Source organism: Dactylosporangium sp. McL0621 (assembly GCF_049995355.1).
GTDB lineage: Bacteria > Actinomycetota > Actinomycetes > Mycobacteriales > Micromonosporaceae > Dactylosporangium.
Genome location: NZ_CP188259.1, coordinates 9,438,373 through 9,461,042, shown reverse-complemented (window position 1 = coordinate 9,461,042; position 22,670 = coordinate 9,438,373). Strand labels below are relative to the sequence as shown.

Genomic DNA, 22,670 nt, shown 5'->3' with positions numbered 1-22,670 from the left:
ATGGTGTGCGTGCTGCGGAGCCCCCGCGGCTCCTCGTCGTCGAGGACGACGAGGAGCTCAGTGAGATGGTGAGCGAGACGCTGGTCGACGAGGGCTACGTCGTCGACCGGGCGCATGACGGCCAGCGCGGGCTCCACTTAGGCCTGACCCGGCCCTACGACGTCATGGTCATCGACCGGCTGCTGCCCGCCCTCGACGGGCTCGACCTGGTCGCCCGGCTGCGGTCCCGCTCGGTGCCGGCCCGCGCGCTCATGCTCACCGCGCTCGGCACCGTCGGCGACCGCATCGCCGGGCTCGACGCCGGCGCCGACGACTACCTCGTCAAGCCGTTCGACCTCGACGAGCTCAGCGCCCGCATCCGCGCCCTGGTCCGGCGCACCCCGGCGCCGGCCGAGTCGCTGCGCCTGGGCGGCGGCCGGCTCGACCTCGTGGCCCGCGACGCCCTGCTGCCCGACGGCACGCGAGTCGCCCTGTCCACGCGCGAGTTCGAGCTGCTGCGGGTGCTGGCGGCGCGGCCGCGCGCCGTGCACTCCCGCTCGGAGCTGCGCCGGCGGGTCTTCGACGAGGCGGCGGCCGCGTCGATCGTGGACACCTACGTCTACTACCTGCGCCGCAAGCTGGGCCGCCCCGTCGTGCGCACCGTGCACGGCCTCGGCTACCGCCTCGGCGCACTGTGATCCCCGTCGAAGAGGTGCTCGTCCGCCGGGCCCGGCTGCGCCTCGGCCTCGGGGTGGGCCTGGCCATCACCGCGCTGCTGGCCCTGGCCGGCGGGATCTCCTACGCGGTGCTGGTCCGCGGCCAGGAGGCCCAGATCCGGCGCGAGCTCGCCTGGGGCGCCGCCAACGGCACCGTCCCCGGCCCGCCCGCGTGCAGCTGGGTCTTCTGGTACGAGCGCGGCGCCTTCCTCGGCGCCAACACCCCGCCCCCGCCCGGCCTGCCCGTGGTCGCCGACGCCGAGCTGGTCGCCGCCACCGGCCGGCCGCACGACTCCCGCCTGACCCGCGACGGCACCCGGTACTACGTGCACACCGAACGCCGCGGCGACCGCGTCGTGCAGGTGGTCTTCGACGCCCGCTTCCAGCTCTCCGACCGCCGCCACCTGCTGTTCGCGTTCGCCCTGGCCGCGCTGGCCGGCCTGCTGGCCGCGGTCCTCACCGGCGTGCTCGTGGGCCGGCACGCGGTGGCCCCGCTGGTGGACGCGCTGGCCCGGCAGCGCCGCTTCGTCGCCGACGCCAGCCACGAGCTGCGCACCCCGATCGCGCAGGTGCACACCCGCGCCCAGCTCCTGGCGCGCCGCGCCGCCGGTGCCTCGGCCGACGGCTTCTCGTGGGCCTCCGAGAAGGACCCGGACCCGGGGATCGACGAGCGCGACCTCGTCCGGCTGGTCGCCTCGACCCGCCGGCTCGGCGAGATCGTGGAGGAGCTGCTGCTCTCGGCCCGCCTCGCCGCCTCGCCCGACGACCTGCCCGCCGCCGTACCCGTCGACCTCGCCGTCCTGGCCGCCGACGCCGTCGCGGCCGAGTCGGACCTCGCCGCCGAGCGCGGCCGGACCATCACCGTCGCCACCCCCGGCGGCCCGGTGCTCGTCGCCGGCATCGAGTCGGCCCTGCGCCGGGTCCTGAGCGAGCTGCTCGCCAACGCCCTGGCCCACCTCCCGCCCGGCGGCCGCATCGCCGTGACCGTCCGGCGCACCGACCACGCCGAGGTGACCGTCCAGGACACCGGCGCCGGCTTCGACCCGGCCGACGCCGAGCGGATCTTCGACCGCTTCCACCGCGGCGCCGGGGCGGGGGAGCGCCGCCACGGCCTCGGCCTGGCCCTCCTGCGCGAGGTCGTGACCGGCCACGGCGGCGCCATCACCGCGCACGGCCACCCGGGCCGGGGCGCGAGGTTCACGGTACGTCTGCCGCTGCTCACGCTCGGTCGCCCGCCCCGCGCCCGGCGGGTGGCCCGGCCGCGCTGGCACCGCCGCGGCGATCCGGCCTCCGCGGGCCGCGCGCCGGGACCGGACCCGCGGCCCTGGGGGGCTTGACCCCTGGCCGGTACGCGCTAACGTCCCGGGTCATGGGTTCAGTTGCGTTGGCCGAGGAATTACTCCTGCTCGCCTACGATGACGAGTCGGGCCGGGCGACCGGCTCGCACATCGGCCTCGACCTCGGCATGGCCGCCGCCGTGCTGGTCGAGCTGGCACTGGCGGGCCGGATCGCGTACGTCGGCGGCACCCTGGCGGTGACCAACTCCGCCCCGACGGGCGAGCCGATCGCCGACGAGGTGCTGTCCCGCGTCGTCGCCGACACGCCGCACTCGCCGTCCTCCTGGCTCCAGCGCCTCCGCCACGGCCTGCGCGACCGCGTCCTGGCCGACCTGTGTGCCAAGAACATCATCTGCGACGTCGACGAGACGACCGCGGACGGTTACATCCACCTCCACCGGTACCCGACGATCGACCCCTCGGTCGAGGCCGACGTCCGCGACCGCCTGAGCCGCGCCCTGATCGGCGACGACCAGCCCGACGAGCGCACCGCCGCCCTGGCCACCCTGATCGGCGCCGTGCGCATGGAGCCGACCCTGGGCCTGACCGGCGCCGACGTGCGGGCCGCGCACGAGCAGCTGGAGAAGATCTCCGACCACGCCGGCTTCACCGGCACCGTGAGCATGGAGGAGTCCTCGATCCGCCCGTCGGTCGCCCTGGTCGTCGCGGTCCTGGTCAAGGCCATCCAGACGGCCCTGGGCACCGCCAAGGCCTGACTCCCGCGGCGGCCCACCCCGCAACCGCGTTCGTCAGTCGGGCACGGGCTCGGACGCGGTCTCGGGCTCGGACGCGGTCTTGGACGCGGTCTCGGGTTCGTCGAGCGCCGTGCCCATGACGAACGTGACGTCGGGCTCGGAGACCGGGTTGACCCAGCAGCGCATGCTCAGCAGCGGGGAGAAGTGCTCCACGTCCTCGCCGAAGGCCCGCTGGGCCTGGACGAAGTCGGGGTTGGCGATGCCGAGCGACAGGCCCGGCCACGTCTGCACGGTGGTCGAGTTGTCGGCGAGGTAGTGACCCCAGGACTTTCCGCAGCGGCAGTACCGCTTGTCGGGAAAGAGCCGGACGATGTCGCCGCAGTGGGCGCAGTACAACAGCTTCACGATCCAGGAGCGTGCCACGCCGGCCGCGGCCGCGCGAGTGAGCCGGGGCCGCCCCGGAAGGCGGCCCCGGCTCCTGGGCTCAGCGGTGCTCCCACCAGGCGTGCGCGGTGACCGCGGCGTAGGCGTCGACGATGCCGTGGCCGTAGAAACCGTTGAAGTGCGTGCCGCCCTCGCAGAGCGCGTCGAACTCGGGGGTGCGACCCACGTTGACGTACGACACCAGCGGCGGGTTCGGGCACGCGTGCTCCGAGGCCGTGGCGTAGAGCAGGTACTCGACCTTCCAGGGCTCCAGGCCGAAGCCGTTGCGCCCCTGCTTGCTGCCGTGCGCGCTGACGATCAGCGCCGCGACGCCGGTGGCGTGCGGCGAGGCCATCGAGGTGCCCTGCAGGTACGTGTAGTACCCGCACTGCCCGACCGCGTTGCACTGTTTGAAGACCGAGTCGGCGAACTCGGGCACGACATTGCCCGCCTCGTCGACCGAGCCCTCCTCCTGCAGCACCTTCTTCGGGTACGTGGACAGGATCTCGTTGCCCACGGTCCGATAGGTGTCGGTGCCCAAGCCGTCCCGGAAGTAGCCGCCGGGCGCCGAGACGCCGACGCGCTCCAGGCCGTAGTCCGAGTAGTCGGACTTGTTCAGCGACGGGCCGAGCGCGGACACGCCGATGACGAAGGGGCCCTCCGTCGGCAGGTCCCAGCACGTGCTGTTGTCGACCGGCCGGTCGTAGGCCGTGTCCACCGGGTAGTCCGGGCTGGAGATGTCCGTGCGCGGCTTGCCCTTGTCCTCATGGTTGTTGCCCAGCGCGCTGACGAGGGTCACGCCCTTGCTGTGCGCGTAGGTGAGGGCACGGAACATCGCCTTGATGATCGTGCGCTGCTCCGCCTGGTCGGCCGCGGAGTCGGCCGGGTTGGCGACGCAGTTGTACAGCCACGGGTCGACGTAGAAGGACATGTTCACCACGTCGATGCCGTTGTTCGCCGCGTGCACGAGCGCGTTGACGGTGGGCTCCAGGAAGAAGTACCCGGAGTCCTGGCCGCCCTTGAGCTCGACCAGCGACACGTTCGGCGCGACACCGGAGACGCCCAGGCCGTTGGCCGCCGCGCCGATCGTGCCGGCGACGTGCGTGCCGTGGCCGCCATCGTCGGTACCGACCGGGTCGAGGCAGCTCGCAACCTCACACGGACCGTCGATGTCCACCATGTCCGGCGCGAAGTTCTTCGACAGCGCCCAGTTGAAGTTCGGGGCGATGTCGGGGTTCGACGCGTCCACGCCGGTGTCGAGGATGCCGACGGTCACCCGCTTGTCGCCGGCGTTGACCTTGCGCGCCTTGTCCGACTTGACCGTCGTGAGGCCCCACAGCTTGTCGTCCAGCGGGTCCATGCCGGCCGTGGCCGGCTTGTTGCCGCCCTTCTTGGCGGCCGCGGCCGCCTGCTGCGCCTCGCGCTCGACATTGCCGGGCTGCTCCTTCTTCGGAGCCCGGCCGATCGAGGCCTTGTGCGTCGCACCGACGAGACCGGCCGTGTTCGCGGCCTTCTCGACGAAGCCCTTCTGCGGCGCGACCACCGTGTACATCCCCACGTCGGTGTTGCCCGCCACCACCTTGCCGCCGGCCTTGGCGATGGCGGTGGCGGCGTCGGCCGTGGACACGTTGTCCGCGGCCACGACCGTGTACTCGGTCGTCGCCCCGGCCTCGGCGTTGGCGGGGGCCGACACGAGCCCGGCCGCCGTCAGCGTCAGCGTCGCGGTCAGTACCGCGGCGCCCGTGAGCCTCTTCTGGTATCCCACATAACCTCCCTGGTCGAGGGAATGGGGACATGAGACAGGAGGCACCAGGCCGGCGGAACCCTCGACGGCGCGGAACGGAAACTCAAGGGTCGCCCCTAAGTGATCATCCCTATGTCGCGATGATGTCACGATGGGTGGGTGACAGTCGACCAAACCGTGCGGTTGTACCTGGGCGAACGCTCGCGCGCCGCGACCACCCACACGAACCTGTCGGCCGTGCGCGCCGACGGGCCGGTGCTCTGGGTGGCCGGCGACGAGACCGCGACCGTCGAGCGGCTCGTCGCCGACGATCCGGGCGATCCCCGGCGCTACGACGGCGAGACCAGCTTCCGCCTCGCCGACCTGGTGCCGCTGCCCGGCGTGGACGCCGACGAGGAGGCCGACATCGAGGGCCTGGCGCGCACCGGGCCGTTCCTGTGGGCGATCGGCTCGCACAGCCTGCGCCGCAAGCAGATCAAGTCCCACCACGACGGCCCGAAGCCGCTCAAGCGGCTGGCCCGGGTCGAGGGCCAGGCCAACCGCCAGGTGCTGATCCGGCTGCCGATCGCCGACGTCGCCGGTCTTCCTGCGCCGGTACCGTACGTCGAGACCGACGGCGGCCCGCAGCACGCGGCGATCCTCAGCGGCGAGGACAACCTCCGCAACCTGCTGAGCGACGACCCGCACCTCGCGCCGTTCCTGCCCATCCCCGGCAAGGACAACGGCCTGGACATCGAGGGCATCGCGGTGCACGGCGAGCGGGTCTACCTGGGCCTGCGCGGCCCCGTGCTGCGCGGCTGGGCGGTGGTGCTGGAGCTGCGGCCCTACGCCGACCCCGACGACCCGCGGCGCCTGCGCCTGCGCCCGTTCGAGGACGGCCGGCGGTACCGTAAGCACGTGCTCGCCCTCGGCGGCCTCGGCATCCGCGACATGTGCCCCGACGGCGGCGACCTGCTCCTGCTCACTGGCCCCTCGATGGACCTGGACGGCCCGGTGCGCCTGTACCGCTGGCACCACGCCGCCGTCGCCGCCGCCCCACAGGTGGTCCGCGGCGACGCCGTGCGCCTCGAGCTCGACCTGCCCTACGGCGAGGGCGACGACCACGCCGAGGGCATCACGCTGGTCGGGCCGCCCGAGCACCGCCGGCTGCTGGTCGTGTACGACAGCCCGGCCCCAGGCCGCCTGGCCGGCGACGGCGCCGTGCTCGCCGACCTCGTCAAGCTGCCCTGAGCGTGCTCCGGCTCAGCGGCGCCGGGTCGGGCCCGGGTTCGCCTGCGTCGGGTTCTGGCCCGGGCCGCCCGGGAAGCCCGGGAAGTTCGGGTCCCCGGGGATGGCCGGCGTCGGCGAGATACCGTCGCCCTCCTTGTCGCCGGTCATCGGCGCCTTCGGGAACTTGAGCTTCGGCATGTTCATCTTGGCCAGCGCCGCGCTCATGAAGTCGTTCCAGATCGGGCCGGGCAGCTTGCCGCCGATGATGTTGTTGCCCTTGTAGTCCTTGATCGGCTGCTCGTCCTTGACGTTGCCGACCCAGACCGCGGCGGCCAGGCCGGTCGCCTTCTTGCCCGGGTCGTACGGCGCGAAGCCGCCCATCCAGGCGTGCGCGTTCGAGGTGGTGTTGCCCAGCTGCCAGGTGCCGGTCTTGCCGGCGAGCGTGTAGGGGGACTTGAGGCCGTAGTGCACCGGCACGCCCGTGAGCACCTTGGCCATGTCGTCGGCCATCTGCTCGGTGAAGCCCGGGATGCGGGTGCCCTTGAGGATCTCGCCGTAGGTCTTCGTGCCGCCGGTCCACACCTCCTTGAGGAAGTGCGTCTTGAAGGCCGTGCCGCGGGCGGCGATGGTCGCCAGGCCGCCCGCATGGTCGAGGACGGTGATCGGGTACTGCCCGAAGCCCACCTCCTCCTGGAAGTACTTCGGGGCGACGTCCGAGCCCTTCAGCTTCGTGAGGTCCATGCGCTGCGGCTGGTTCTGGCCCTGCACCGTCGCCCACATGTCGCGGATGCCCGCCGCGCGCGCCGTGTCGATCACCCGGGCCGGCGTCAGCTTGAGCGTGATCGCGTAGAACGGCACGTTGAGCGACTGGACCGTGATCTCCTCGAGCGTGCACCAGTGCCCGGAGCCCGAGTGGCACTCCGGCTCGACGCCCTCGGTCGCGTTCTTGACCTGGTTCTTCTTCGCCGCGGTGCGGCCCGGGAAGTCCCGCGGCACGCCGTCCCACATCGAGTCGATGGAGTACCCGGCCATCAGCGCGGTCGCGAGCGTGTACACCTTGAAGGTCGAGCCCGGCGGGTGCCCGCCGCCGCAGCTCTCCTGGCCGGTGCCGAGCACCGGGTCGACGTAGTAGCTCGCGTAGTCGCAGCCGCTGCCGCTGTCGCCGCCGTAGTACGCCTTCACGCCGCCGTTGCCCGGCTCGACCGCGACCAGCGCGGCCTGCAGGTTCGGCGGCTGCTTGTCCATGTTGGACTCTTTGTTGCGGCTGGCCTCGCGCACCGCGATCGGCTGGATGTCCTTGTCGATCGTGGTGACGATCTTCAGGCCGCCGTTGCGGATCTTGTCGAAGTTCTTCTTGTCCTCGGGGTCGGTGTCCTCGTAGAGCAGCTGCCCGGTGCGCGGGTCCTTGAGCTGCGAGACCTCGCCGAGCACGTGGTGGATGATCAGGCCCTCGGGCCGGTTCAGGTTCTGCGCCTGCACCGCCCGGTCCCGCGCCTGCGCCGGGGTGATGACGTTGTCCGGGAACTTCATCCGGGTGTCGGCCTCGGCCTCCTTGACGAAGTCCAGCTGGACCATCTGGTCGCGGATGTACTTGAACCGCTTCTGCGACTCCACCTTGTCGATGTTGGGGTCGAACGGTGAGCCCCTGCCGCTGCCCTCGGGGTTCTTGACCAGCCCGGCCAGCAGCATGGCCTCGTTCGTCTTGAGGTCCTTGGCGGGCTTGGCGAAGTAGGCCTGGGCGGCGGCCTCGACGCCGTAGGCGCCGCGGCCGAAGTAGACGATGTTGAGGTACATCGTCATGATCTCGTCCTTGGAGTACTGCTGGTTGAGCTTCAGCGCGATGACCGCCTCGCGGACCTTACGGGCGTAGGTGACGCCCTCGAGGTCGGCCCAGCGCCGCGCGTACTGCTGGCTGATCGTCGAGGCACCCTGCCGGTCGCCGCCGCTGACGTTGTTCCACGCCGCCCGCACGACGCCCTTGTAGTCCACGCCGTCGTTCGTGTAGAAGCTGTTGTCCTCGGCCGCGACCACCGCGTGCTGCATGTCGACCGGGATGTCCTTGAACGCCAGCACCGTGCGGTTCTCGCCGATGATGCCCATCCGGGTCACGCCGTCGGAGTAGTAGATCGTCGTCGACTGGTCCAGGGAGATGTCGTCGGGCAGCGCGACCTGGTCGAAGTAGTACGTGCCGGCGACCATGCCGATGCCGGCGATCATGATGAACGCGGCGATCGAGGCGATGGTGATGTTGCGGCGGCGCCGGCGCTTGGCGCGCTTGCCGATCGAGCTCTTGCCCTCGCCGTCCCCGGTTTCGGGGACACCGCCGGACGAGCTGATGACGGACACGGAGGCGCTGCCGACCGTGGCGCGGCCGCCGAAGACGGGCGCGCCGCCGACGGAGGCGCGGCCGCTCGGGACCGACGCGCTGCCCACGGTGGCGCGGCCGCTCGGGACCGATGCGCTGCCGGTCACGGGAGAGCCGGCCCGCCCCACGGAGGCGCGCCCAGCGGGTGGACCGGCTGGTCGATAGCCCGGCCGGTCGTGGTCTGCGCCGGGCGTGGAGAGCGCGCCGGGAATGCGCGCCCGCCCGGAGATCGGTCCGCCCGTACTGTTGGCGTCCTTGTCCACGCGGCCGAGGGTACGGGCTTGCATCGATCCGGGCGACCCCCTTCACTCATCGGCACGCGTCAAATCAACGCACGGTTACTGAAGCGATCACTTGACCATTGGGCCCCGCCCGGCCTATGGTGGAGTCGTGATCGAGGACGGCGAACGGTCACTCGACCAGGTCTTCCACGCCCTGGCCGACCCCACCCGGCGGCGCATCGTCGCCGAGCTCGTGCGCGGCCCGGCGTCGGTCAGCCGTCTCGCCGGTCCGCTCGACATGACCCTGTCCGCGGTGCTGCAGCACCTGCAGGTGCTGATCGACAGCGGCCTGGTGACGTCGGCCAAGGCCGGCCGGGTCCGCACCTGTGCCGTCGACCCCGCCGCGCTGCGACGGGCCGAGGCCTGGCTGGGCGGGCAGCGCACCGCCTGGGAGCGCCGCCTCGACCGGCTGGAGGAGGAGCTGTGACGGACCGTACCGTGCTGCACGCCGCGCACACGCTGGAGCGCACCTACCCGCGCCCGCCGGCCCGGGTGTTCGCGGCGTGGTCCGACCCGGCCAGCAAGGCCCGCTGGTTCGGCGGCGACCGCCACGAGCTCGACTTCCGGGCCGGCGGCCACGAGACCGTGCACGGGCGCGACACCGAGGGCCGGGCGCTGCGGCACGAGGCCCGGTACGAGGAGATCGTCCCGAATGAGCGGATCGTGTACACCTCGACGCTGTCGTCCGACGGCGTCCCGGTCACCATCTCCGTGACCACGGTCCAGTTCCGGCCCGCCGGGGAGGGCACCGCGCTGGTGCTCACCGAGCAGGCCGCGTACCTCGACGACCGCGAGCAGCCGGCCTGGCGCGAGCGGGGCACCGGGGACTGGCTCGACGCCCTCGGGCGGGAACTGGCCTGACGCTCTCGAAAGGAGCCCCACCATGGCGAAGTTCATGACCATCGGCTACGGCGACCAGCAGGGCTACGACCGGACCGACCCGGCCGTGCGCGACCGCGCCCACGCGCACGACGCCCGGCTCCGCGCGTCCGGCGTCGAGGCGGCCATCGCCGGCTCGCCGGTCCAGGTCCGCAACCACGCCGAGTCCGGCCCCACCGTCCAGGACGGCCCGTTCATGACCGCGGCGCTGCCGGTCGCGGGCTTCGCGGTCATCGAGGCCGACACGCTCGACGAGGCCGTCGCGCTCGCCGCCGCGACGCCGTGCGCGGTCGCGTACGGCGTCGTCGAGGTCTGGCCCCTGCGGGACTGACGCGCTACTTGCGCGCGGACCGCCGGTCCCGGGGCCGGGGAATCGCCACCGCGAGCTCCTCGACCGGCACGTCCTCGGCCGGCTCCGCCTGCTCGTGCTCATCGAGCCGGCGGGCGGCGTACCAGAGGAAGCCCAGCACCGCCGCCCAGCTCAGCACGGCGAGCACGAGGTAGCTCCAGTGGTTGTGGTGGCGGATCCACACGCCCACGAACCACAGCAGGCTCGTCCAGGCCACGTTGGCCGCCACGAACAGGTTGGTGACCAGGCGGGGCAGCACCGTGAGCATCGCGCCGAGGACGATGAACAGCAGGGCCATCATGGCGTACGAGCCCTGGTAGATGGTCGGGTCGGTGCCCGGGTGGCCCGGCCCGAACAGCACCAGCGGCCAGATGACGAGGTTGATCCCGGCGACGATCGCCATGATCTTGAGGCGGGCGACGTCGAGGACCGCCGCCAGCCGGCGCCGCAGCGCGGGGACGGCCGGCACGACCAGCGCGAGCGTGAACAGCCCGAGGCCGAAGAGGACGAAGGACATCTCCTCCCCGCGCAGAATGCCCATCGGCCCGGGGCCGGCCAGGTAGGGGGCGGTGATCCGGCGGCCGAACAGCGTCTCGAAGTTCGTCAGCTTGTTGTGCACGATCTGCCAGAAGGTCAGGTCGCCGTAGTTCTCCAGGAACAGCTCGGTGAGCGTGCGCTGGTCCGTGCCGAACGCCGGCTGCCACTGGCCCGCGATGTGCCACTTGAGCAGCTGGTCGCCGGGCGGGTCGACGAGCTTCTGGTACGCCGTCCACGGCGCCTGCATCAGCAGCCCGGCGGCCGCGATGAGCCCGACGTGCGACCACGAGGGGCGGTACCGGCGCCACAGCAGGAGTATGCCCATCGGCAGCAGCGTGAACGCCACGCCCGCGTGCGCCACCATCGCGGCCCCGGCCGCGAAGCCCGCCAGCAGCCACATGGAGCGGGCCGGCCGGCCGAAGAACAGCAGCGCGAACGCGGTGAGCGTCAGGCTCGCGGCCAGCAGCTTGGGCCAGACGAAGACGCTGTTGTACACGAAGAAGCCGGTGAAGAGGAACATCGTGAGCACCACGACGAGCCGGTAGCCGTTCAGGCGCAGGCAGCGCAGCAGCGCCCACACCGAGGGCACCACCAGCACCTGCAGCAGGACGGTGAGCGTGTGGTAGCCGAGGTTGCGCAGCAGGTCGGTGCCGGTGATCGGGTTCTGCAGGAGGACCGCGCCGGACTGCAGCGGCGGCCGGGCGCTGCCCTGCCAGTCCCAGACGGGGGTGCGGGGCTTGCGGTCCAGGATGTGGTCGGCGAAGAACTGGGGCAGCACGTTGTCGCCGGTCAGGCCGGAGAGGTGGCACGCCTCGTTGAGCTCGTGCAGCTCGGGCCGCAGCGTGCAGCCGAAGGTCGCGGTGACGAGGAAGAGCGTCAGCAGGTACAACAGGATCAGCGGCGCCGCGACGTCGACGTCACGCAGCAGGAGCCGGTCCTCGGGCCGGGCCAGGAGCCGTGCGACGGCGGCGGCCGCGAGGGCCGCGGTGAGGTAGCTGTAGACCGTCCCGGCGGTGACGTCGGCGAGGTAGATCCAGACGGCCGCGTAGCTGAACACCGCCCCGACGACGCCGGCCACGGGCACCACCAGCCACCGGGCGATCAGCTCCCGCCGCACCAGCTCCAGCCCCAGCACGAGCCCGGGCGCGAGCAGCCAGGCGGCCTGCACCAGCAGCAGGACCGGCGACAGCAGTCCGTTGGGCATCGCGCGCACCTCCCCCGAACGCCCCCACGCGCGCGCGTGGCCGGCGCACGCACTGTACGGCACCGGGCCGGGTGAGCGGGACACCCGCTCCGCTCACCCGGGGTGCTCAGGTGGTGACCGCGAAGCGGCGCAGGGCCACGCCGACGACGTTCGCGGCCGGGAGGTAGCCGTAGGCCCGCGAGTCGTGGCTGACGGCCGGGTTGTCGCCGAGGACCACGACCATCCCGGGCGGCACCGTCGCGTGGCCCAGTGCGGCCAGCGACGGCACACGGTCCACCGGGGCCGGGTCGCCCGGGACCGCGGCCACGCGCTTGATGAGGAGGCGGTCGTCGGGCAGCACGGCGCGCACGGGCGCGTCGGAGAACGCCGCGACCGTCTCCATCTCGGGCGTGTCCGGGCTGCGGAAGATGACGATGCTGCCCGTGCGCAAGCGCTCCAGGCCCGCGCGGCGCACGAGGAGGCGGTCGCCGCCGCGGTACGACGGGAGCACGCCGAGCCCGGCCGGCGCGGCGACGAGCCCGAGCACCGCCCCGGTGCCGGTCAGCCGGTCGAGCAGCAGCTTGGTCAGCCACGCCATGGTCACCGGGGTGACGGCCTCGGCGACGGTGACGGCGAGCTGGGCCGCGGTGAGCCGGCGGGCCGAGCGCCACACCAGCCGGGCCAGGTGGGCCGCCGTGGCGCGCGCGGCGGGTTCAGCCACGGGCGGCGAGGGCCCGGCCGCGGGGCAGGTCCTGCAGGCTCATGCCGCTCGCGGTGACCGTGCCGCCGGCGCCGAGCACGGCCAGGGCCGGGAAGCCCGTCACCGTGAAGGCGGCGGCCATGGCCCCGCCCGGCTCCTCCACCACGACGCGGGCGACGGGCTCGAGCACCGCGAGGTCCGCGTCCTCGACGACGACCGCGATCACGCGGTCGCGCCCGCCCGCGAACCGGCGCGCGTGGTCGGCGAACCGCGGCAGCAGCGCCTTGCACGGCTGGCACGACGGGCTGAAGAACCCGACAAGCGTCTCGCCGGCGAGCGCGGTGTCCGCGACGGTGTCGCCGTCGCGGGTCGTCGCGGAGAAGGCCGGCACGGGACTGCCCGGGGCCACGACGGCGACCTCCGGCATGACCGACCGCGCCATCTCGGTGAAGCGCCCGGTGTGGTCGCGCAGGCGCCGGATGACGCCCACCATCAGCAGGAGGTTCAGCAGCGTCAGCACCGTCAGGACGACGACGGCCGCGGTGAGGTACAACATCTGGGTCCTCTTCCGTGCTCGGGGCTGTCAGGCCGCGCTATCACCGCCCTAAGCGCTCGCTAACCCGCAGTAGCGGCCCGCGTACCGCGAGCCCGGCGACCAGTGCCAGTACCGCCCCCGTGGCGCCGCCGGCCGCGACCAGCCACCAGCCGGCCAGCGCGGTGACGGCGAGCGCCGCCGCGCCGCTGAGGGTCGAGCGGGCGCGGGCGCGGTCGTCGCCGCTCTCCACCACGAACCCGGCCCAGGTGATCGCGGTGTAGACGGCGATCTCGGCGGCGACGGCCGCGGCCAGCAGCGGGCCGCTCGGGCCCCACGCGGCGAGCGCGGCGATCCCGGCGGCGGTGACGGCGACCGCGGCGGCGGACGCGGCCCGGGCCAGCCGGCGCACCGCCGGGGCGGCGCGATCCGGGTGGGCGCGCAGCCACGCCGAGAGCCGCGGCTGCCACAGGCGCAGGAGGTAGCCCCAGAGCATGCCGGCGGCGCCCGAGACGAGCATCGCCAGGTAGAACGCGCTGACCTGGGTGGCGGCGGCCCGCCCGGCCAGCTCGGCGTACAGGATCGGGACGCCGGCCAGGGCGACGGCCTCGCCGGTGGAGAGCAGGGCGACGGCCCGCAGTGCACCGGCGACCTCGGCCCGCGACAAGGCCGGGTGCGAAACACCGGTGCGCCTCAGCGCGGCGAGCAGCACGGCGCTGACCAGCCCGGCGGTCGCGGCGAGGGTCCCGAGGACGGTGGCGACGCCGGCCCCGCCGAGCAGGGCCAGGGCGACCGCGACCCCGTAGCCGGCGGCGATCGCGGTGAACGCGGCGGCGTCGGCGTGCGCCGCCCCGCGCAGGCGCAGCAGGCCGACGAGGACGGTGGCGGTACCCGTGCCGGTGTACAGCGCGGCCGCCGCCGCGTACGTGACCGCCCCGGGGGCGAGGAGCGCCAGGAGCGGCCCGCCCAGCAGCGCCGCCGCGAAGGGGGCCGCGGCGAACCACGCGAACAGCGGCTCCAGCCGGCGCCCGCCCGGGCCGCCGACGAGCACGAGCGCGGCCCGCTCGGTGCCCCCGGACAGCGCGAACAGCCAGCTCATCACGCCCGAGGCGGCGGCGTACCCGGCGAAGGCGACCGGGCCCCAGGCGGCCAGCAGGGCGATGCCGGCCGCGTACTGCGCGACCCTTGCCACACCCCGCCCGGCCACGAGGACCGCCACCGTCCGCGCTCGCATCCCTATATTTAAGAACATGGAACTCACTGTCGAGTTCGCCGACGCCGGCCGGCCCGAGCCGCCGCCGGGCTGGGAGGACTTCGCCGGCACGGGCGCGGTGCACCCGGTGTGGCGCTGGTCCGTCGTGCACGCGGCGGCCGGCCCGCGCCACGGCCGCGCGCTGGCGGCGGTGCTGCGCGACGGCGGGGAGGTGGCCGGCCTGGTTTACGCCCGGCTGGCCGGCCCGGCCCGCACGCTCGCCGACGTGTGCTGCCCGGGCTCGTCCTCGATGCCGGGCCTGGTGCTGCGCGGCGGCCTGCCGTCGGTGCTCGACCCGGCGGGCTCGGCGGGGGAGGACGGCGGCCGGCTGCTCGCCGCGGCGCTGGCCGCGTTCGAGGCGGCGCTGCGCCGGGAGCACCGGCGGGTGCGCGCGGTGGCGTACCGGTCCGTCTTCGCCGGCGAGCTGCCGATCGTGGCCGGCCGGCTGAGCCTGGTCGGCCGGGGGCTGCCGGTCACCGTGTTCACCAACCGGTTCGCCGACTACGACCGCTACCTGGCCGGGCTGAGCCAGTCGCGGCGGGCCAGCCAGCGCCGCCAGGTGAAGCTCGTCGCGCGCGAACCCGGGCTGGAGGCGTCGTTCGGCCCGCTGGCCGGGCCGGTCGACATCGCCCGGTTCAACGCCCTGGCCGATGCGACGAGCGGCCGCCACGAGGCCCGGCGGTGGCCCCCGCCGCGGCGGCTGTCGCACCCGCTGCGGGCCGCGCTGGCCGCGGTGCCGGGCGTGCTGGCCGCCCGCTACGAGCGCGCCGGGGAGCTCGTCGGGCTGGGGATCAACTTCGACCATCCATCGGTACCCCTGGCCGGCCCGTGGGGGGCCCTGGACCCGCACGCGGGCGGGCCGCACGGGCTCTGGTTCGACCAGCACGCGCGCATCCTGCGGTGGGCGATCGAGTCCGGGCGGGCCGGCGTGATCGGCGGCAAGGGGCTCGTGGAGCTCAAGTGCGAGCTCGGCTACGAGGTGGTGCCCCAGTGGCTCGTCCTGCGCCGGCTGCGCTGAGCCGCCGCAGCACCGTGAACTGCGGCACCGCCTCGAACCCGAGCTCGGCCTTCTGGGCCATCAGGCCCTTGCCGGCGATGTACCCGCCGCGGCCGGACTCGATCGCCCAGCGCAGCGAGCGCGCGAAGTGCTCGTACCAGATGCCCGACCGGCCCCCCTCGTGCGGGTCCAGCGCCGCCCACGGGCCGGCCAGCGGGGCCGCCGGGTGGTCGAAGGTGATGGTGGCCCCCACGAGCCGCCCGTCCGCGGCGGTGTAGCGCAGCAGCCGCGCCCCGGGCACGGCCGCCTGGGCGGCGTGGAACTCCAGCGACCACCGCCGCCGCGGCGGGAACCGGCGGCGGTGGTTGCGCCGGTCGGTCTGCTCGGCGAGCTCGTGGAACGCGGCGGCGTCGAAGCGCTCCGGCGGCGGTCCGAAGTGGACTGTCACGCCCGCGTCGCCGTCGGTCTGGCGCACCAGCCGGCCCTGGTCGCGCCGGCGCTTGTTCGGCAGCGTCGCGAGGTACTCCGCGTAGCTGCCGAACCGGTTGCGCAGCACGGCCACGTCGTCGCCGCGGCGCACCAGCGCGACGCCCCGGGCCAGCGCCGGCAGGGCCGCGGCGTAGACCTGCCGGTACGACACGGCCCGGACGCGCCGCCGCCGGCCCAGCGCCGCCTCGAACGCCGCCGCCACCGCGTCCAGCCGCGCGTGCGGGCCGGGCGCCAGGCCGGGGGGCAGGTCGCCGGGCAGCGCCACGCCGGGCAGGGACATCGAGCCGGGGCACTCCACGTCGGCCACCGTCCCGCCCGGCCCGATGAGCCGCGCGTGCACCAGCGCGACCACCTCGTCGCCGTCGCGCACCACGGCCGCGACCGCCGCCCCGTTGCGCGCGGCCGCCACGGCCCGCACCAGCGACCAGTCCCACACCGGGTGCAGGGGCGCGGCGCGGACCAGCTCGGCCCAGCCCGCCGGCGGGTCCGGGGCGGTGGGGTCGGCGAACTCCACGGCGAGCTCCGCGGTCATGGACAACAGTTTACGGCCATCGATACCCCGTATGCTGCTCCCGTGACCGTACTGCTGTTCGGGGCCAACCCCGGCCTCACCCTCCGCGACACGCTCGGCGACGGCGAGCGGACCGTCGCGTTCGCCTCCGCGTGGCGGGTCGACTGGTCGGTGCGGGGCGCCGGGACCGCGCTCGTGGTCTGGCACGACGGGCGGCCGCGGGTCCTCACCGAGGCGCCGGAGCTGGGCCGCTGGCTCGCCGAGGCGTTCGTGCGCCACTTCCCGGAGGTCGCCGGCCTGCCCTGGCCGGAGCCGGCGGTGACCGTCGCGCCGGTGCGCCTCGAGCTCGACCCCGCGACCGGGCTCCGCGCGGCCGCCGGCGACGTCGAGCTGGAGATCACCGGGGCCGGGCGGCCGCGCGCGATCGGGGTGCCGGCGTTCCCGGGCAACGGCCTGCGGCTGTCCAATGTGTACATCCCCTGCGAAACCGGCCGCCTGCGGCTCGGCGGCACCGAGGTCGCGGCGGCGTCGGCGAACGCGTTCCTGGCGGACGCCGAGGTCTGGTCCGAACCCGTCACCGACTGACGTCATTGTGTCACGGAACGCGACTTTCATCGATCAACGTGGTTGAATGCACGGCAACCACAAGGTCGTGGAGGTTGACCAATGTCGATCACAGCGGCGCATCCGGTGCGCATCGTCGGCGCCGGGCTGGCCGGGGCGACCGTCGCCCACGAGTTACGGCGGGCCGGGCGGCCCGTCGAGGTCATCGAGGCCGACGCCGACTGGGGCGGGCAGCTGCGCACCGCCGCCGCGGCCGGCATCCTCTACGAGCCGACCGGCGCGCACATCTTCCACACCGCCGACGAGGAGGTGTGGCGGCTGGTCAACGCGCTGGTGCCGATGCGGCCGTACCGCCACCGCGTGCGCACCGAGGTCTTCGGCCGCATCATGAGCTGGCCGCCGCAGCTGCCCGAGCTGCGCGAGCTGCCGCAGTGGCCGGCCATCGAGCGGGAGCTGGCCGCGCGCCCGGACGCGCCCGGCGGTGACAACCTCGAGGCGTGGTGCATCGAGCTCATGGGCGAGACGCTGTACCGCGAGTACATCGAGGGGTACACCCGCAAGCAGTGGGGCTGCGAGCCGAGCGAGCTCGCCGCGGTCTGGGCGCCGCGCCGCATCGAGCTGCGCGAGGACGGCCGGCTGGACCTGTTCCGCGACCCGCACCAGGGCTGGCCCGAGGGCGGCTACCGGCGCCTCGTCGACGGGCTGCTGCGCGGCGTGCCGGTGACCCTGGGCACCCCGGTCACCGTCGCCGACTGGGACGAGCTGTGCGCGGGCGCCTCGGCCGTCGTGCTCACCTGCGCCCTGGACGAGTTCTTCGCCGACGCGCTGGGCCCGCTGGCCTGGCGCGGCGTCCGCTTCGTGCACCGCTGGTTCCCCGACGCCGAGCACGTGCTGCCGGCCGGGGTGCTCAACACGCCGGGGCTGCAGCACCCGCACACCCGCGCGATCGAGACGAAGTGGATGAGCGGCCAGAGCGGGCCCGGGACGATGGTCAGCTACGAGTACCCCAACGCGCCCGAGCGCCACTACCCGGTCGACGACGTGCAGGGGACCAACCGCGACCTGCACCGCAAGTACGAGAAGCTGCTCGCGCAGCTGCCCGGGCCGCCGCGGGTCCTGGCGGGACGGCTGGCCACCTACACGTACATCGACATGGACCAGGCGATGCGCCAGGGCATCAACGTGGCACGGCGTCTGCTGAGCGCGGTCGGCTGACCGTCCGGGCGCGCAGCCACGGCAGGGCGAGGACGAGGCCGGCCAGCACCAGGTGTACCGCGCAGAAGCCGATCGCCACCGCGGGGGAGGCCGGCGAGGCGGTGAAGACGGTGATGTGCGACGCCCACGTGAAGCGCTCCGGGCGGCCCTCCGGCCAGCCGTACAGGTAGTAGAACGTGATGTCGTTGAGCCCGGAGACGAGCACCAGGGTGGCGGCGAAGCCCAGGCGCAGGACCCGGCCCGTCGGCGCGCCCCCGAGCCGGTAGCCCAGCAGTACCGCCAGGATCGTGAACGCGTTGACGAAGATCGCCATCTGGTAGAAGGACGGGAACGCCGCGGCCTGGTCGCTCGCGTCGGCCAGGTCCAGCACCCGCAGCACGTAGAGCGTGTCGAGCACGCCCATGTACCCGAGCACGACCAGGGCCAGCAGGGCCAGGCCGGGCCCCGGCCGCTGCGGGAACCCGCCGATGGCGAGCACCGCGCACACGACGGGGGCGATGCGCAGCAGGAACTCCGCCGGGTTGTCGATGGTCCGGTCGGGCGGCAGCACCACCATGAGGAGCAGGGTCAGCGTGCCGCCGGCCACGCCCGCCAGCAGCCAGCCCCAGCGTCGGATCACTGCTTCTCCGTCCAGAAGGGGCCGAGCGCGAGGGCGTCCATGCCGGTCTTGAGGTAGCAGCGGACGGCGTCGGCCGGGGTGCAGACGATCGGCTCCTCATTGTCGTTGAACGACGTGTTGACCACCATCGGTACCCCGGTCAGCGCGTGGAACTCGCTGATCATCTCGTGGTACAGCGCGTTGTCCTCCCGCGCGACGGTCTGCACCCGCGCGGTGCCGTCCTCGTGGGTGATCGCCGGCACCACCGTGCGCTGGTGCTCGAGCACGTCGAAGACCAGCAGCATCACCGGGCTCGGGTAGCCGCTGGCGAAGTACTCGCCCGCGTGCTCGGCCAGGCACGACGGCGCGAACGGCCGGAACGGCTCGCGGTGCTTCACCTTCTCGTTGAGCCGGTCCTTGGTGTCGAAGCCGCGCGGGTCGGCGACGATCGAGCGGTTGCCCAGCGCCCGCGGCCCCGCCTCGATGCGGCCCTGGAACCAGCCGACGATCCGTCCGTCCGCGACCGCCTCGGCGGTGCTGCGGGCTATGCGCTCGGGCCGGGTGTAGGCCAGGCCGGCCTCGGTGAGCGCCTTCTCCATGTCGGCCTCGGGGAACTCGGGCCCGAGGAAGATGTAGTTGCCGCGGTGCCGGGGCGCGCCCCGCTCGCTGCTCACGATCATCGCGGCGCCCAGCGCGGAGCCGTCGTCGGCCGAGGCGGGCTGGGCGAAGAACTCCTCGAACGGCGTCTCCAGCAGGATCTTGCCGTTCATGACGCTGTTGAGCGCGACCCCGCCGGCCGTGCACAGCCGCGTGCGGCCGGTGTGCGCCTGCAGCCAGCGGGCCACGTGGAGCCCGGCCTCCTCGAGCGTGTTCTGTAAGGCGTAGGCCACGTCGGCGTAGTGCTGGGGCACCGCGTCGCGGGTCTTCGGGCGCGGCTCGCCGAAGCGGTCGACGAACTTCTGCGAGACCCGGTGCTTGCCTGTCGCGTGGTGGCGGAACCAGCTCAGGTCCAGCGCGTACCGGCCCTCGTCCTCCAGCCGGACGAGCTCGCGGAATGGCTCGACGAAGGCCGGCCCGCCGTACGCGGCCAGCCCCATGATCTTGCCCTCGTCCTTGGCCGGGTGGAAGCCGAGCCAGCCGGTGACGCACGCGTACATCGCGCCGAGCGAGTGCGGGAACTTCACGCGGCGCACGTCGGCGATCCGGTCGCCGTCGGCCACGGCCAGCAGCGTGGAGGTGCCGTCGCTGCCGATGCCGTCCCAGGTGATCACGGCCGCGTCGGTCCACGGCGACAGGTGTAGCGCGCTGGCCGCGTGCGCGTGGTGGTGGTCGACGAGGTGCACCTTGAAGTGCGTCTTTCCGGTGTACCCGACCGCCTCGCGCAGGATCCGCCCGAGCGTGAGCGACCGGCGCAGGTGCAGCAGCAGCGCCCCGCCGACGTGGTAGTCGTCCGAGTGCGTCTGGGCCCCGCCGCGAGTCAGCGTCGCGCGCAGGCTCTGGGCCCGGTCCGCGTAGTCGCCGCCGTCGTTGCGGAACACCGCGAGGGTCGCGGGCAGGTGCCGCAGGAAGTGGGTGCCGGCGTGCAGGACCTCGCGCGGGGCCTGCCAGAAGTACGCCACGTGGTCGACGTCGCCGAGCGTGATGCCGGCGTGGGCCAGGCACCATTTCGCGGCCTGTGCCGGAAACGCCCCGTCATGTTTGATCCGCGTGAATCGCTCCTCCTCGCTGAACGCGACGATCTGTCCGTCGAGCAGCAGGGCGGCGGCCGAGTCGTGGTGTTGGCTCAAACCCAGTACATACATGTCATTGATCATAGTCGCTGTGAACGACCGTTTGGGTCGGAAGCCTGACGGTGGTATTGATATTGACAACAGTCACCACTGTTATGTCCGAACGCCCCCCGTGACGATGGAAGGCCTACAGGTGCGTCCATTTACGCTGACGGTTGTGGTCCCGTGCCTCGACGAGGCGGAGAACATCGGCCCGGTCTACGAAGAAATCGTGGCTGAGCTGGCCGGATACGACGATCTGGAGATCCTTTTCGTCGACGACGGCAGCACCGACGCCACGCTCGAGCACATCCGTTCCCTGGCCGCGCGCGACGACCGCGTGTCCTATTTGTCCTTCACTCGCAACTTTGGGGTGGAACCCGCATTTTCGGCCGGATATCGATATGCGCGCAACGACTGGATCCTGCACCTCGATGCCGACCTTCAATTTCCCCCGGCCGAGGGGCGGCGCCTCATCGAAACGGCGCGCACCGGTTACGACGCGGTGTTCGGGATTCGCGTCGACCGCAAGGACCGCTGGTCGCGCCGCGTCTCCTCGGCGGTGCACGACCTCATCGCCCGCAAGCTGCTCGGCATCGAGTTACCGCCCGGCTCGACCACGTTCCGCCTCGTGCGGGCCTCGCTGGCGCGCCGGATCGTCGACCTGCGCCTGGGCACCCCCTACTTCCTGGCCACCGTGCCGCGCCTGACCTCCGCGTGGACGACGGTGCCGACCGCGCACCGGCCGCGCTTGCGCGGCGAGCCCAAGGTCAGCTGGCGCGGCCTGGCCCGCCACTCGGTCGAGCTGTTCGTGTCGTACTCCGACCGGACCATCGCCGCCGCCGTCACCGCCTGCCTGCTGGCCGCCCTAGCCGCGTTCGGCGGCTTCGCGGCGGCCCTCGCCGGCGTCTCCGCCGGGCCCCTGCTGTACCTGGCCGCCGGCATCGCCCTGGTCGCGCTGGCCGTGATGGGCCGCTACCTGGTGCACATCGGCCGCGGCCAGCCCCGCCCGCCGCAGTTCCTGGTGCGCGAGGCGAACGTCCCCGTCGCCGCGGCCGACCTGCTCGAGCCCGGCCGCGGCCCGTCCCGCCCGGCCCGGCTGGCGGCCGCCTCGTGACGACCCTGCTCGTGCTGGGCGGCGCCGACGGCGCGCTCGGCGCCCTCCGCACGGCCCGGCGCCTCGGCGTGCACACCATCTGCGCCGACGCGCGCGCCGACGCCCCCGGCGCCGCCGAGGCCGACGAGCTGCTCAACGTCAGCACCCTCGCCGTGCCCGCGCTCGCCGCCGCCCTGCGCGGCCGCCCGGTCGACGGCGTCGTCTCGCCGGCCAGCGACGTGAACCTGCCCTCGCAGTACGCCCTCGCCACGAGGCTGGGCCTGCCGTGCGGGCTGTCGGCGGAGGCGGTGCGCGCCTCGGTCGACAAGGGCTACTTCCGCGCCGTCTGCGACGGCCTCGGCCTGCCCGGCCCGCGCTGGTGGCAGGGCCCCCGCCGGCAGGCGCGAGCGGGCGTGCGCGAGTCCGGCGTGCCCTACCCGCTGATGGTCAAGCCCACCGACTCCAGCGGCAGCCGCGGCATCGGCCGGGTCGACACCCCGGCCGGCCTCGGACCCGCGCTGGCCGTGGCCGCCGCCCACTCCCGCCGCGACGTCGTCATCGTGGAGGAGTACCTGAACGGCCGGCACTTCACCGCCGAGGCCGTGATCACCGGCGGCCGCGTCGCCGCCACCGGGGTCACCGAGCGGCGGCTCACCGACCCGCCGTACTTCGTCACCACCGAGCACTGGATGCCGGCCGGCGACCTCGCCGAACGCGCCCGCCCGGTGCTCGACGCGCTGTGCTCGGCGCTGGGGTACCGCTGGGGCGCCCTCAACGTCGACCTGCTCCTCACCCCCGACGACCGCCTCGTCGTGGGCGAGTGGGGCGCGCGCACCGGCGGCAACGGCGTCGCCGAGCTGCTCGGCCTGGCCTACGGCGTCGACGCCACGGAGGCGTACCTGCGCATGGCCCTGGGCGAGCGCATCGACGTCGAGCCCGGCCCGCCCGGCCACGCCGCGTTCCGGGTGCTCGGCGCGCCGGTCGAGGGCAAGCTCGTCGGCGTGGACGGCGTGGCCGCGGCGCGCGCGGTGCCGGGCATCGCCGACGTGGTCGTGGCGGCGTCGCTCGGCGACACCGTGGTCCCGTACACCCGCGCGGGCGCGAAGCTCGGCTACCTGCTGGCCGCGGGCCCCGACCGCCCGGCCGTGGCCGCGTCCCTGGCCGCCGCGGAGTCCGCCCTGCGCTTCGACATCGAGGCGGGCCCCTGAGCCGCGGCGCCGTGCCGGCCCGGGCGGCGGCCGCGGGCCTGA

The 22,670-nt window shown here is 73.8% G+C and carries 22 protein-coding genes; 12 read left to right on the top strand and 10 right to left on the bottom strand.

Going from position 1 to position 22,670, the window contains the following annotated elements:
- The first annotated feature begins 5 nt into the window (after positions 1 to 5).
- From ACPPVO_RS44940 to ACPPVO_RS44930, 3 genes are read left to right on the top strand one after another with little or no spacing between them, the layout of a single operon-like run.
- Positions 6 to 677, top strand: coding sequence for a response regulator transcription factor (locus ACPPVO_RS44940; protein ID WP_426504722.1), 672 nt, complete (start codon positions 6 to 8; stop codon positions 675 to 677).
- Positions 674 to 2,032, top strand: coding sequence for a sensor histidine kinase (locus tag ACPPVO_RS44935; protein WP_426504720.1), 1,359 nt, complete (start codon positions 674 to 676; stop codon positions 2,030 to 2,032). Before ACPPVO_RS44940 ends, ACPPVO_RS44935 begins: the two co-directional genes overlap by 4 nt.
- Before the next feature lie 32 nt (positions 2,033 to 2,064).
- The gene (locus ACPPVO_RS44930) at positions 2,065 to 2,748 is read left to right on the top strand and encodes a GOLPH3/VPS74 family protein (protein ID WP_426504719.1); all 684 of its coding nucleotides are present in this window, start codon (positions 2,065 to 2,067) and stop codon (positions 2,746 to 2,748) included.
- Positions 2,749 to 2,781: 33 nt separating this feature from the next.
- Here ACPPVO_RS44930 and ACPPVO_RS44925 read toward each other — a convergent pair whose 3' ends face one another.
- Positions 2,782 to 3,132: a hypothetical protein gene (locus ACPPVO_RS44925; protein WP_426504717.1), complete on the bottom strand. Its 351-nt coding sequence runs from the start codon at positions 3,130 to 3,132 to the stop codon at positions 2,782 to 2,784.
- A gap of 79 nt (positions 3,133 to 3,211) precedes the next feature.
- The gene (locus ACPPVO_RS44920) at positions 3,212 to 4,915 is read right to left on the bottom strand and encodes a S8 family serine peptidase (protein WP_426504715.1); all 1,704 of its coding nucleotides are present in this window, start codon (positions 4,913 to 4,915) and stop codon (positions 3,212 to 3,214) included.
- A gap of 138 nt (positions 4,916 to 5,053) precedes the next feature.
- Here ACPPVO_RS44920 and ACPPVO_RS44915 point away from each other — a divergent pair, with 138 nt between their 5' ends.
- On the top strand, positions 5,054 to 6,124 hold the full coding sequence (locus tag ACPPVO_RS44915) for a DUF3616 domain-containing protein (protein WP_426504713.1): 1,071 nt from the start codon (positions 5,054 to 5,056) through the stop codon (positions 6,122 to 6,124).
- A 12-nt stretch (positions 6,125 to 6,136) separates the two neighbouring features.
- Here the strand turns inward: ACPPVO_RS44915 and ACPPVO_RS44910 are convergent, their stop codons facing one another.
- Positions 6,137 to 8,731 (bottom strand): transglycosylase domain-containing protein, encoded by a 2,595-nt coding sequence (locus ACPPVO_RS44910; RefSeq protein WP_426504712.1) that lies wholly within the window; start codon positions 8,729 to 8,731, stop codon positions 6,137 to 6,139.
- Between the two features lie 127 nt (positions 8,732 to 8,858).
- On the opposite strand from ACPPVO_RS44910, the gene ACPPVO_RS44905 reads away from it, so the two are divergent.
- From ACPPVO_RS44905 to ACPPVO_RS44895, 3 genes are read left to right on the top strand one after another with little or no spacing between them, the layout of a single operon-like run.
- Positions 8,859 to 9,176 (top strand): ArsR/SmtB family transcription factor, encoded by a 318-nt coding sequence (locus ACPPVO_RS44905; RefSeq protein WP_360380909.1) that lies wholly within the window; start codon positions 8,859 to 8,861, stop codon positions 9,174 to 9,176.
- Positions 9,173 to 9,610, top strand: coding sequence for an SRPBCC family protein (locus tag ACPPVO_RS44900; RefSeq protein ID WP_426504708.1), 438 nt, complete (start codon positions 9,173 to 9,175; stop codon positions 9,608 to 9,610). The genes ACPPVO_RS44905 and ACPPVO_RS44900 overlap by 4 nt, the downstream gene beginning before the upstream one ends.
- 22 nt (positions 9,611 to 9,632) lie before the next feature.
- Complete coding sequence (locus ACPPVO_RS44895) at positions 9,633 to 9,959, top strand: YciI family protein (protein ID WP_426504706.1); 327 nt, start codon at positions 9,633 to 9,635, stop codon at positions 9,957 to 9,959.
- Positions 9,960 to 9,963: 4 nt separating this feature from the next.
- On the opposite strand, the gene ACPPVO_RS44890 is transcribed toward ACPPVO_RS44895, so the two are convergent.
- The 4 genes from ACPPVO_RS44890 to ACPPVO_RS44875 form a co-directional block, all read right to left on the bottom strand.
- On the bottom strand, positions 9,964 to 11,718 hold the full coding sequence (locus tag ACPPVO_RS44890) for a hypothetical protein (RefSeq protein WP_426504704.1): 1,755 nt from the start codon (positions 11,716 to 11,718) through the stop codon (positions 9,964 to 9,966).
- Positions 11,719 to 11,824: 106 nt separating this feature from the next.
- On the bottom strand, positions 11,825 to 12,418 hold the full coding sequence (locus ACPPVO_RS44885) for a S26 family signal peptidase (RefSeq protein ID WP_426504702.1): 594 nt from the start codon (positions 12,416 to 12,418) through the stop codon (positions 11,825 to 11,827).
- On the bottom strand, positions 12,411 to 12,953 hold the full coding sequence (locus ACPPVO_RS44880) for a TlpA family protein disulfide reductase (protein ID WP_426504700.1): 543 nt from the start codon (positions 12,951 to 12,953) through the stop codon (positions 12,411 to 12,413). The genes ACPPVO_RS44885 and ACPPVO_RS44880 overlap by 8 nt, the downstream gene beginning before the upstream one ends.
- Positions 12,954 to 12,993: 40 nt before the next feature.
- Positions 12,994 to 14,163, bottom strand: coding sequence for a hypothetical protein (locus ACPPVO_RS44875; protein WP_426504698.1), 1,170 nt, complete (start codon positions 14,161 to 14,163; stop codon positions 12,994 to 12,996).
- 16 nt (positions 14,164 to 14,179) lie between these two features.
- Here ACPPVO_RS44875 and ACPPVO_RS44870 point away from each other — a divergent pair, with 16 nt between their 5' ends.
- Complete coding sequence (locus tag ACPPVO_RS44870; protein WP_426504697.1) at positions 14,180 to 15,199, top strand: hypothetical protein; 1,020 nt, start codon at positions 14,180 to 14,182, stop codon at positions 15,197 to 15,199.
- Here the strand turns inward: ACPPVO_RS44870 and ACPPVO_RS44865 are convergent.
- Positions 15,138 to 16,199, bottom strand: coding sequence for a hypothetical protein (locus ACPPVO_RS44865; RefSeq protein WP_426504695.1), 1,062 nt, complete (start codon positions 16,197 to 16,199; stop codon positions 15,138 to 15,140). The genes ACPPVO_RS44870 and ACPPVO_RS44865 overlap by 62 nt on opposite strands.
- A gap of 42 nt (positions 16,200 to 16,241) precedes the next feature.
- Here ACPPVO_RS44865 and ACPPVO_RS44860 point away from each other — a divergent pair, with 42 nt between their 5' ends.
- Both ACPPVO_RS44860 and ACPPVO_RS44855 read left to right on the top strand, forming a co-directional pair.
- Positions 16,242 to 16,763 (top strand): hypothetical protein, encoded by a 522-nt coding sequence (locus ACPPVO_RS44860; RefSeq protein WP_426504693.1) that lies wholly within the window; start codon positions 16,242 to 16,244, stop codon positions 16,761 to 16,763.
- A gap of 81 nt (positions 16,764 to 16,844) precedes the next feature.
- Positions 16,845 to 17,957 carry a UDP-galactopyranose mutase gene (locus ACPPVO_RS44855; RefSeq protein ID WP_426504691.1) on the top strand — a complete coding sequence of 371 codons (1,113 nt, stop codon included), beginning with the start codon at positions 16,845 to 16,847 and terminating at the stop codon, positions 17,955 to 17,957.
- Here the strand turns inward: ACPPVO_RS44855 and ACPPVO_RS44850 are convergent.
- Entirely contained in the window at positions 17,920 to 18,576 is a 657-nt protein-coding gene (locus ACPPVO_RS44850; RefSeq protein WP_426504689.1) for a hypothetical protein, read from the bottom strand. The genes ACPPVO_RS44855 and ACPPVO_RS44850 overlap by 38 nt on opposite strands.
- Positions 18,573 to 20,357: a carbamoyltransferase family protein gene (locus tag ACPPVO_RS44845; protein ID WP_426504688.1), complete on the bottom strand. Its 1,785-nt coding sequence runs from the start codon at positions 20,355 to 20,357 to the stop codon at positions 18,573 to 18,575. The genes ACPPVO_RS44850 and ACPPVO_RS44845 overlap by 4 nt, the downstream gene beginning before the upstream one ends.
- Before the next feature lie 145 nt (positions 20,358 to 20,502).
- Between ACPPVO_RS44845 and ACPPVO_RS44840 the strand changes: the two genes are divergently transcribed.
- Complete coding sequence (locus ACPPVO_RS44840; RefSeq protein ID WP_426504687.1) at positions 20,503 to 21,441, top strand: glycosyltransferase family 2 protein; 939 nt, start codon at positions 20,503 to 20,505, stop codon at positions 21,439 to 21,441.
- Positions 21,438 to 22,628: an ATP-grasp domain-containing protein gene (locus tag ACPPVO_RS44835; protein WP_426504685.1), complete on the top strand. Its 1,191-nt coding sequence runs from the start codon at positions 21,438 to 21,440 to the stop codon at positions 22,626 to 22,628. The genes ACPPVO_RS44840 and ACPPVO_RS44835 overlap by 4 nt, the downstream gene beginning before the upstream one ends.
- Positions 22,629 to 22,670: the final 42 nt, after the last annotated feature.

What these genes read in the sequence shown, in the direction of transcription:
- ACPPVO_RS44880 (WP_426504700.1), bottom strand. Translation starts at nt 12,953, where the DNA reads ATGTTGTACCTCACCGCGGCCGTCGTCGTCCTGACGGTGCTGACGCTG.
- ACPPVO_RS44865 (WP_426504695.1), bottom strand. Translation starts at nt 16,199, where the DNA reads ATGACCGCGGAGCTCGCCGTGGAGTTCGCCGACCCCACCGCCCCGGAC.
- ACPPVO_RS44855 (WP_426504691.1), top strand. Translation starts at nt 16,845, where the DNA reads ATGTCGATCACAGCGGCGCATCCGGTGCGCATCGTCGGCGCCGGGCTG.
- ACPPVO_RS44845 (WP_426504688.1), bottom strand. Translation starts at nt 20,357, where the DNA reads ATGTATGTACTGGGTTTGAGCCAACACCACGACTCGGCCGCCGCCCTG.
- ACPPVO_RS44895 (WP_426504706.1), top strand. Translation starts at nt 9,633, where the DNA reads ATGGCGAAGTTCATGACCATCGGCTACGGCGACCAGCAGGGCTACGAC.
- ACPPVO_RS44870 (WP_426504697.1), top strand. Translation starts at nt 14,180, where the DNA reads ATGGAACTCACTGTCGAGTTCGCCGACGCCGGCCGGCCCGAGCCGCCG.
- ACPPVO_RS44930 (WP_426504719.1), top strand. Translation starts at nt 2,065, where the DNA reads ATGGGTTCAGTTGCGTTGGCCGAGGAATTACTCCTGCTCGCCTACGAT.
- ACPPVO_RS44890 (WP_426504704.1), bottom strand. Translation starts at nt 11,718, where the DNA reads ATGCCCAACGGACTGCTGTCGCCGGTCCTGCTGCTGGTGCAGGCCGCC.
- ACPPVO_RS44875 (WP_426504698.1), bottom strand. Translation starts at nt 14,163, where the DNA reads ATGCGAGCGCGGACGGTGGCGGTCCTCGTGGCCGGGCGGGGTGTGGCA.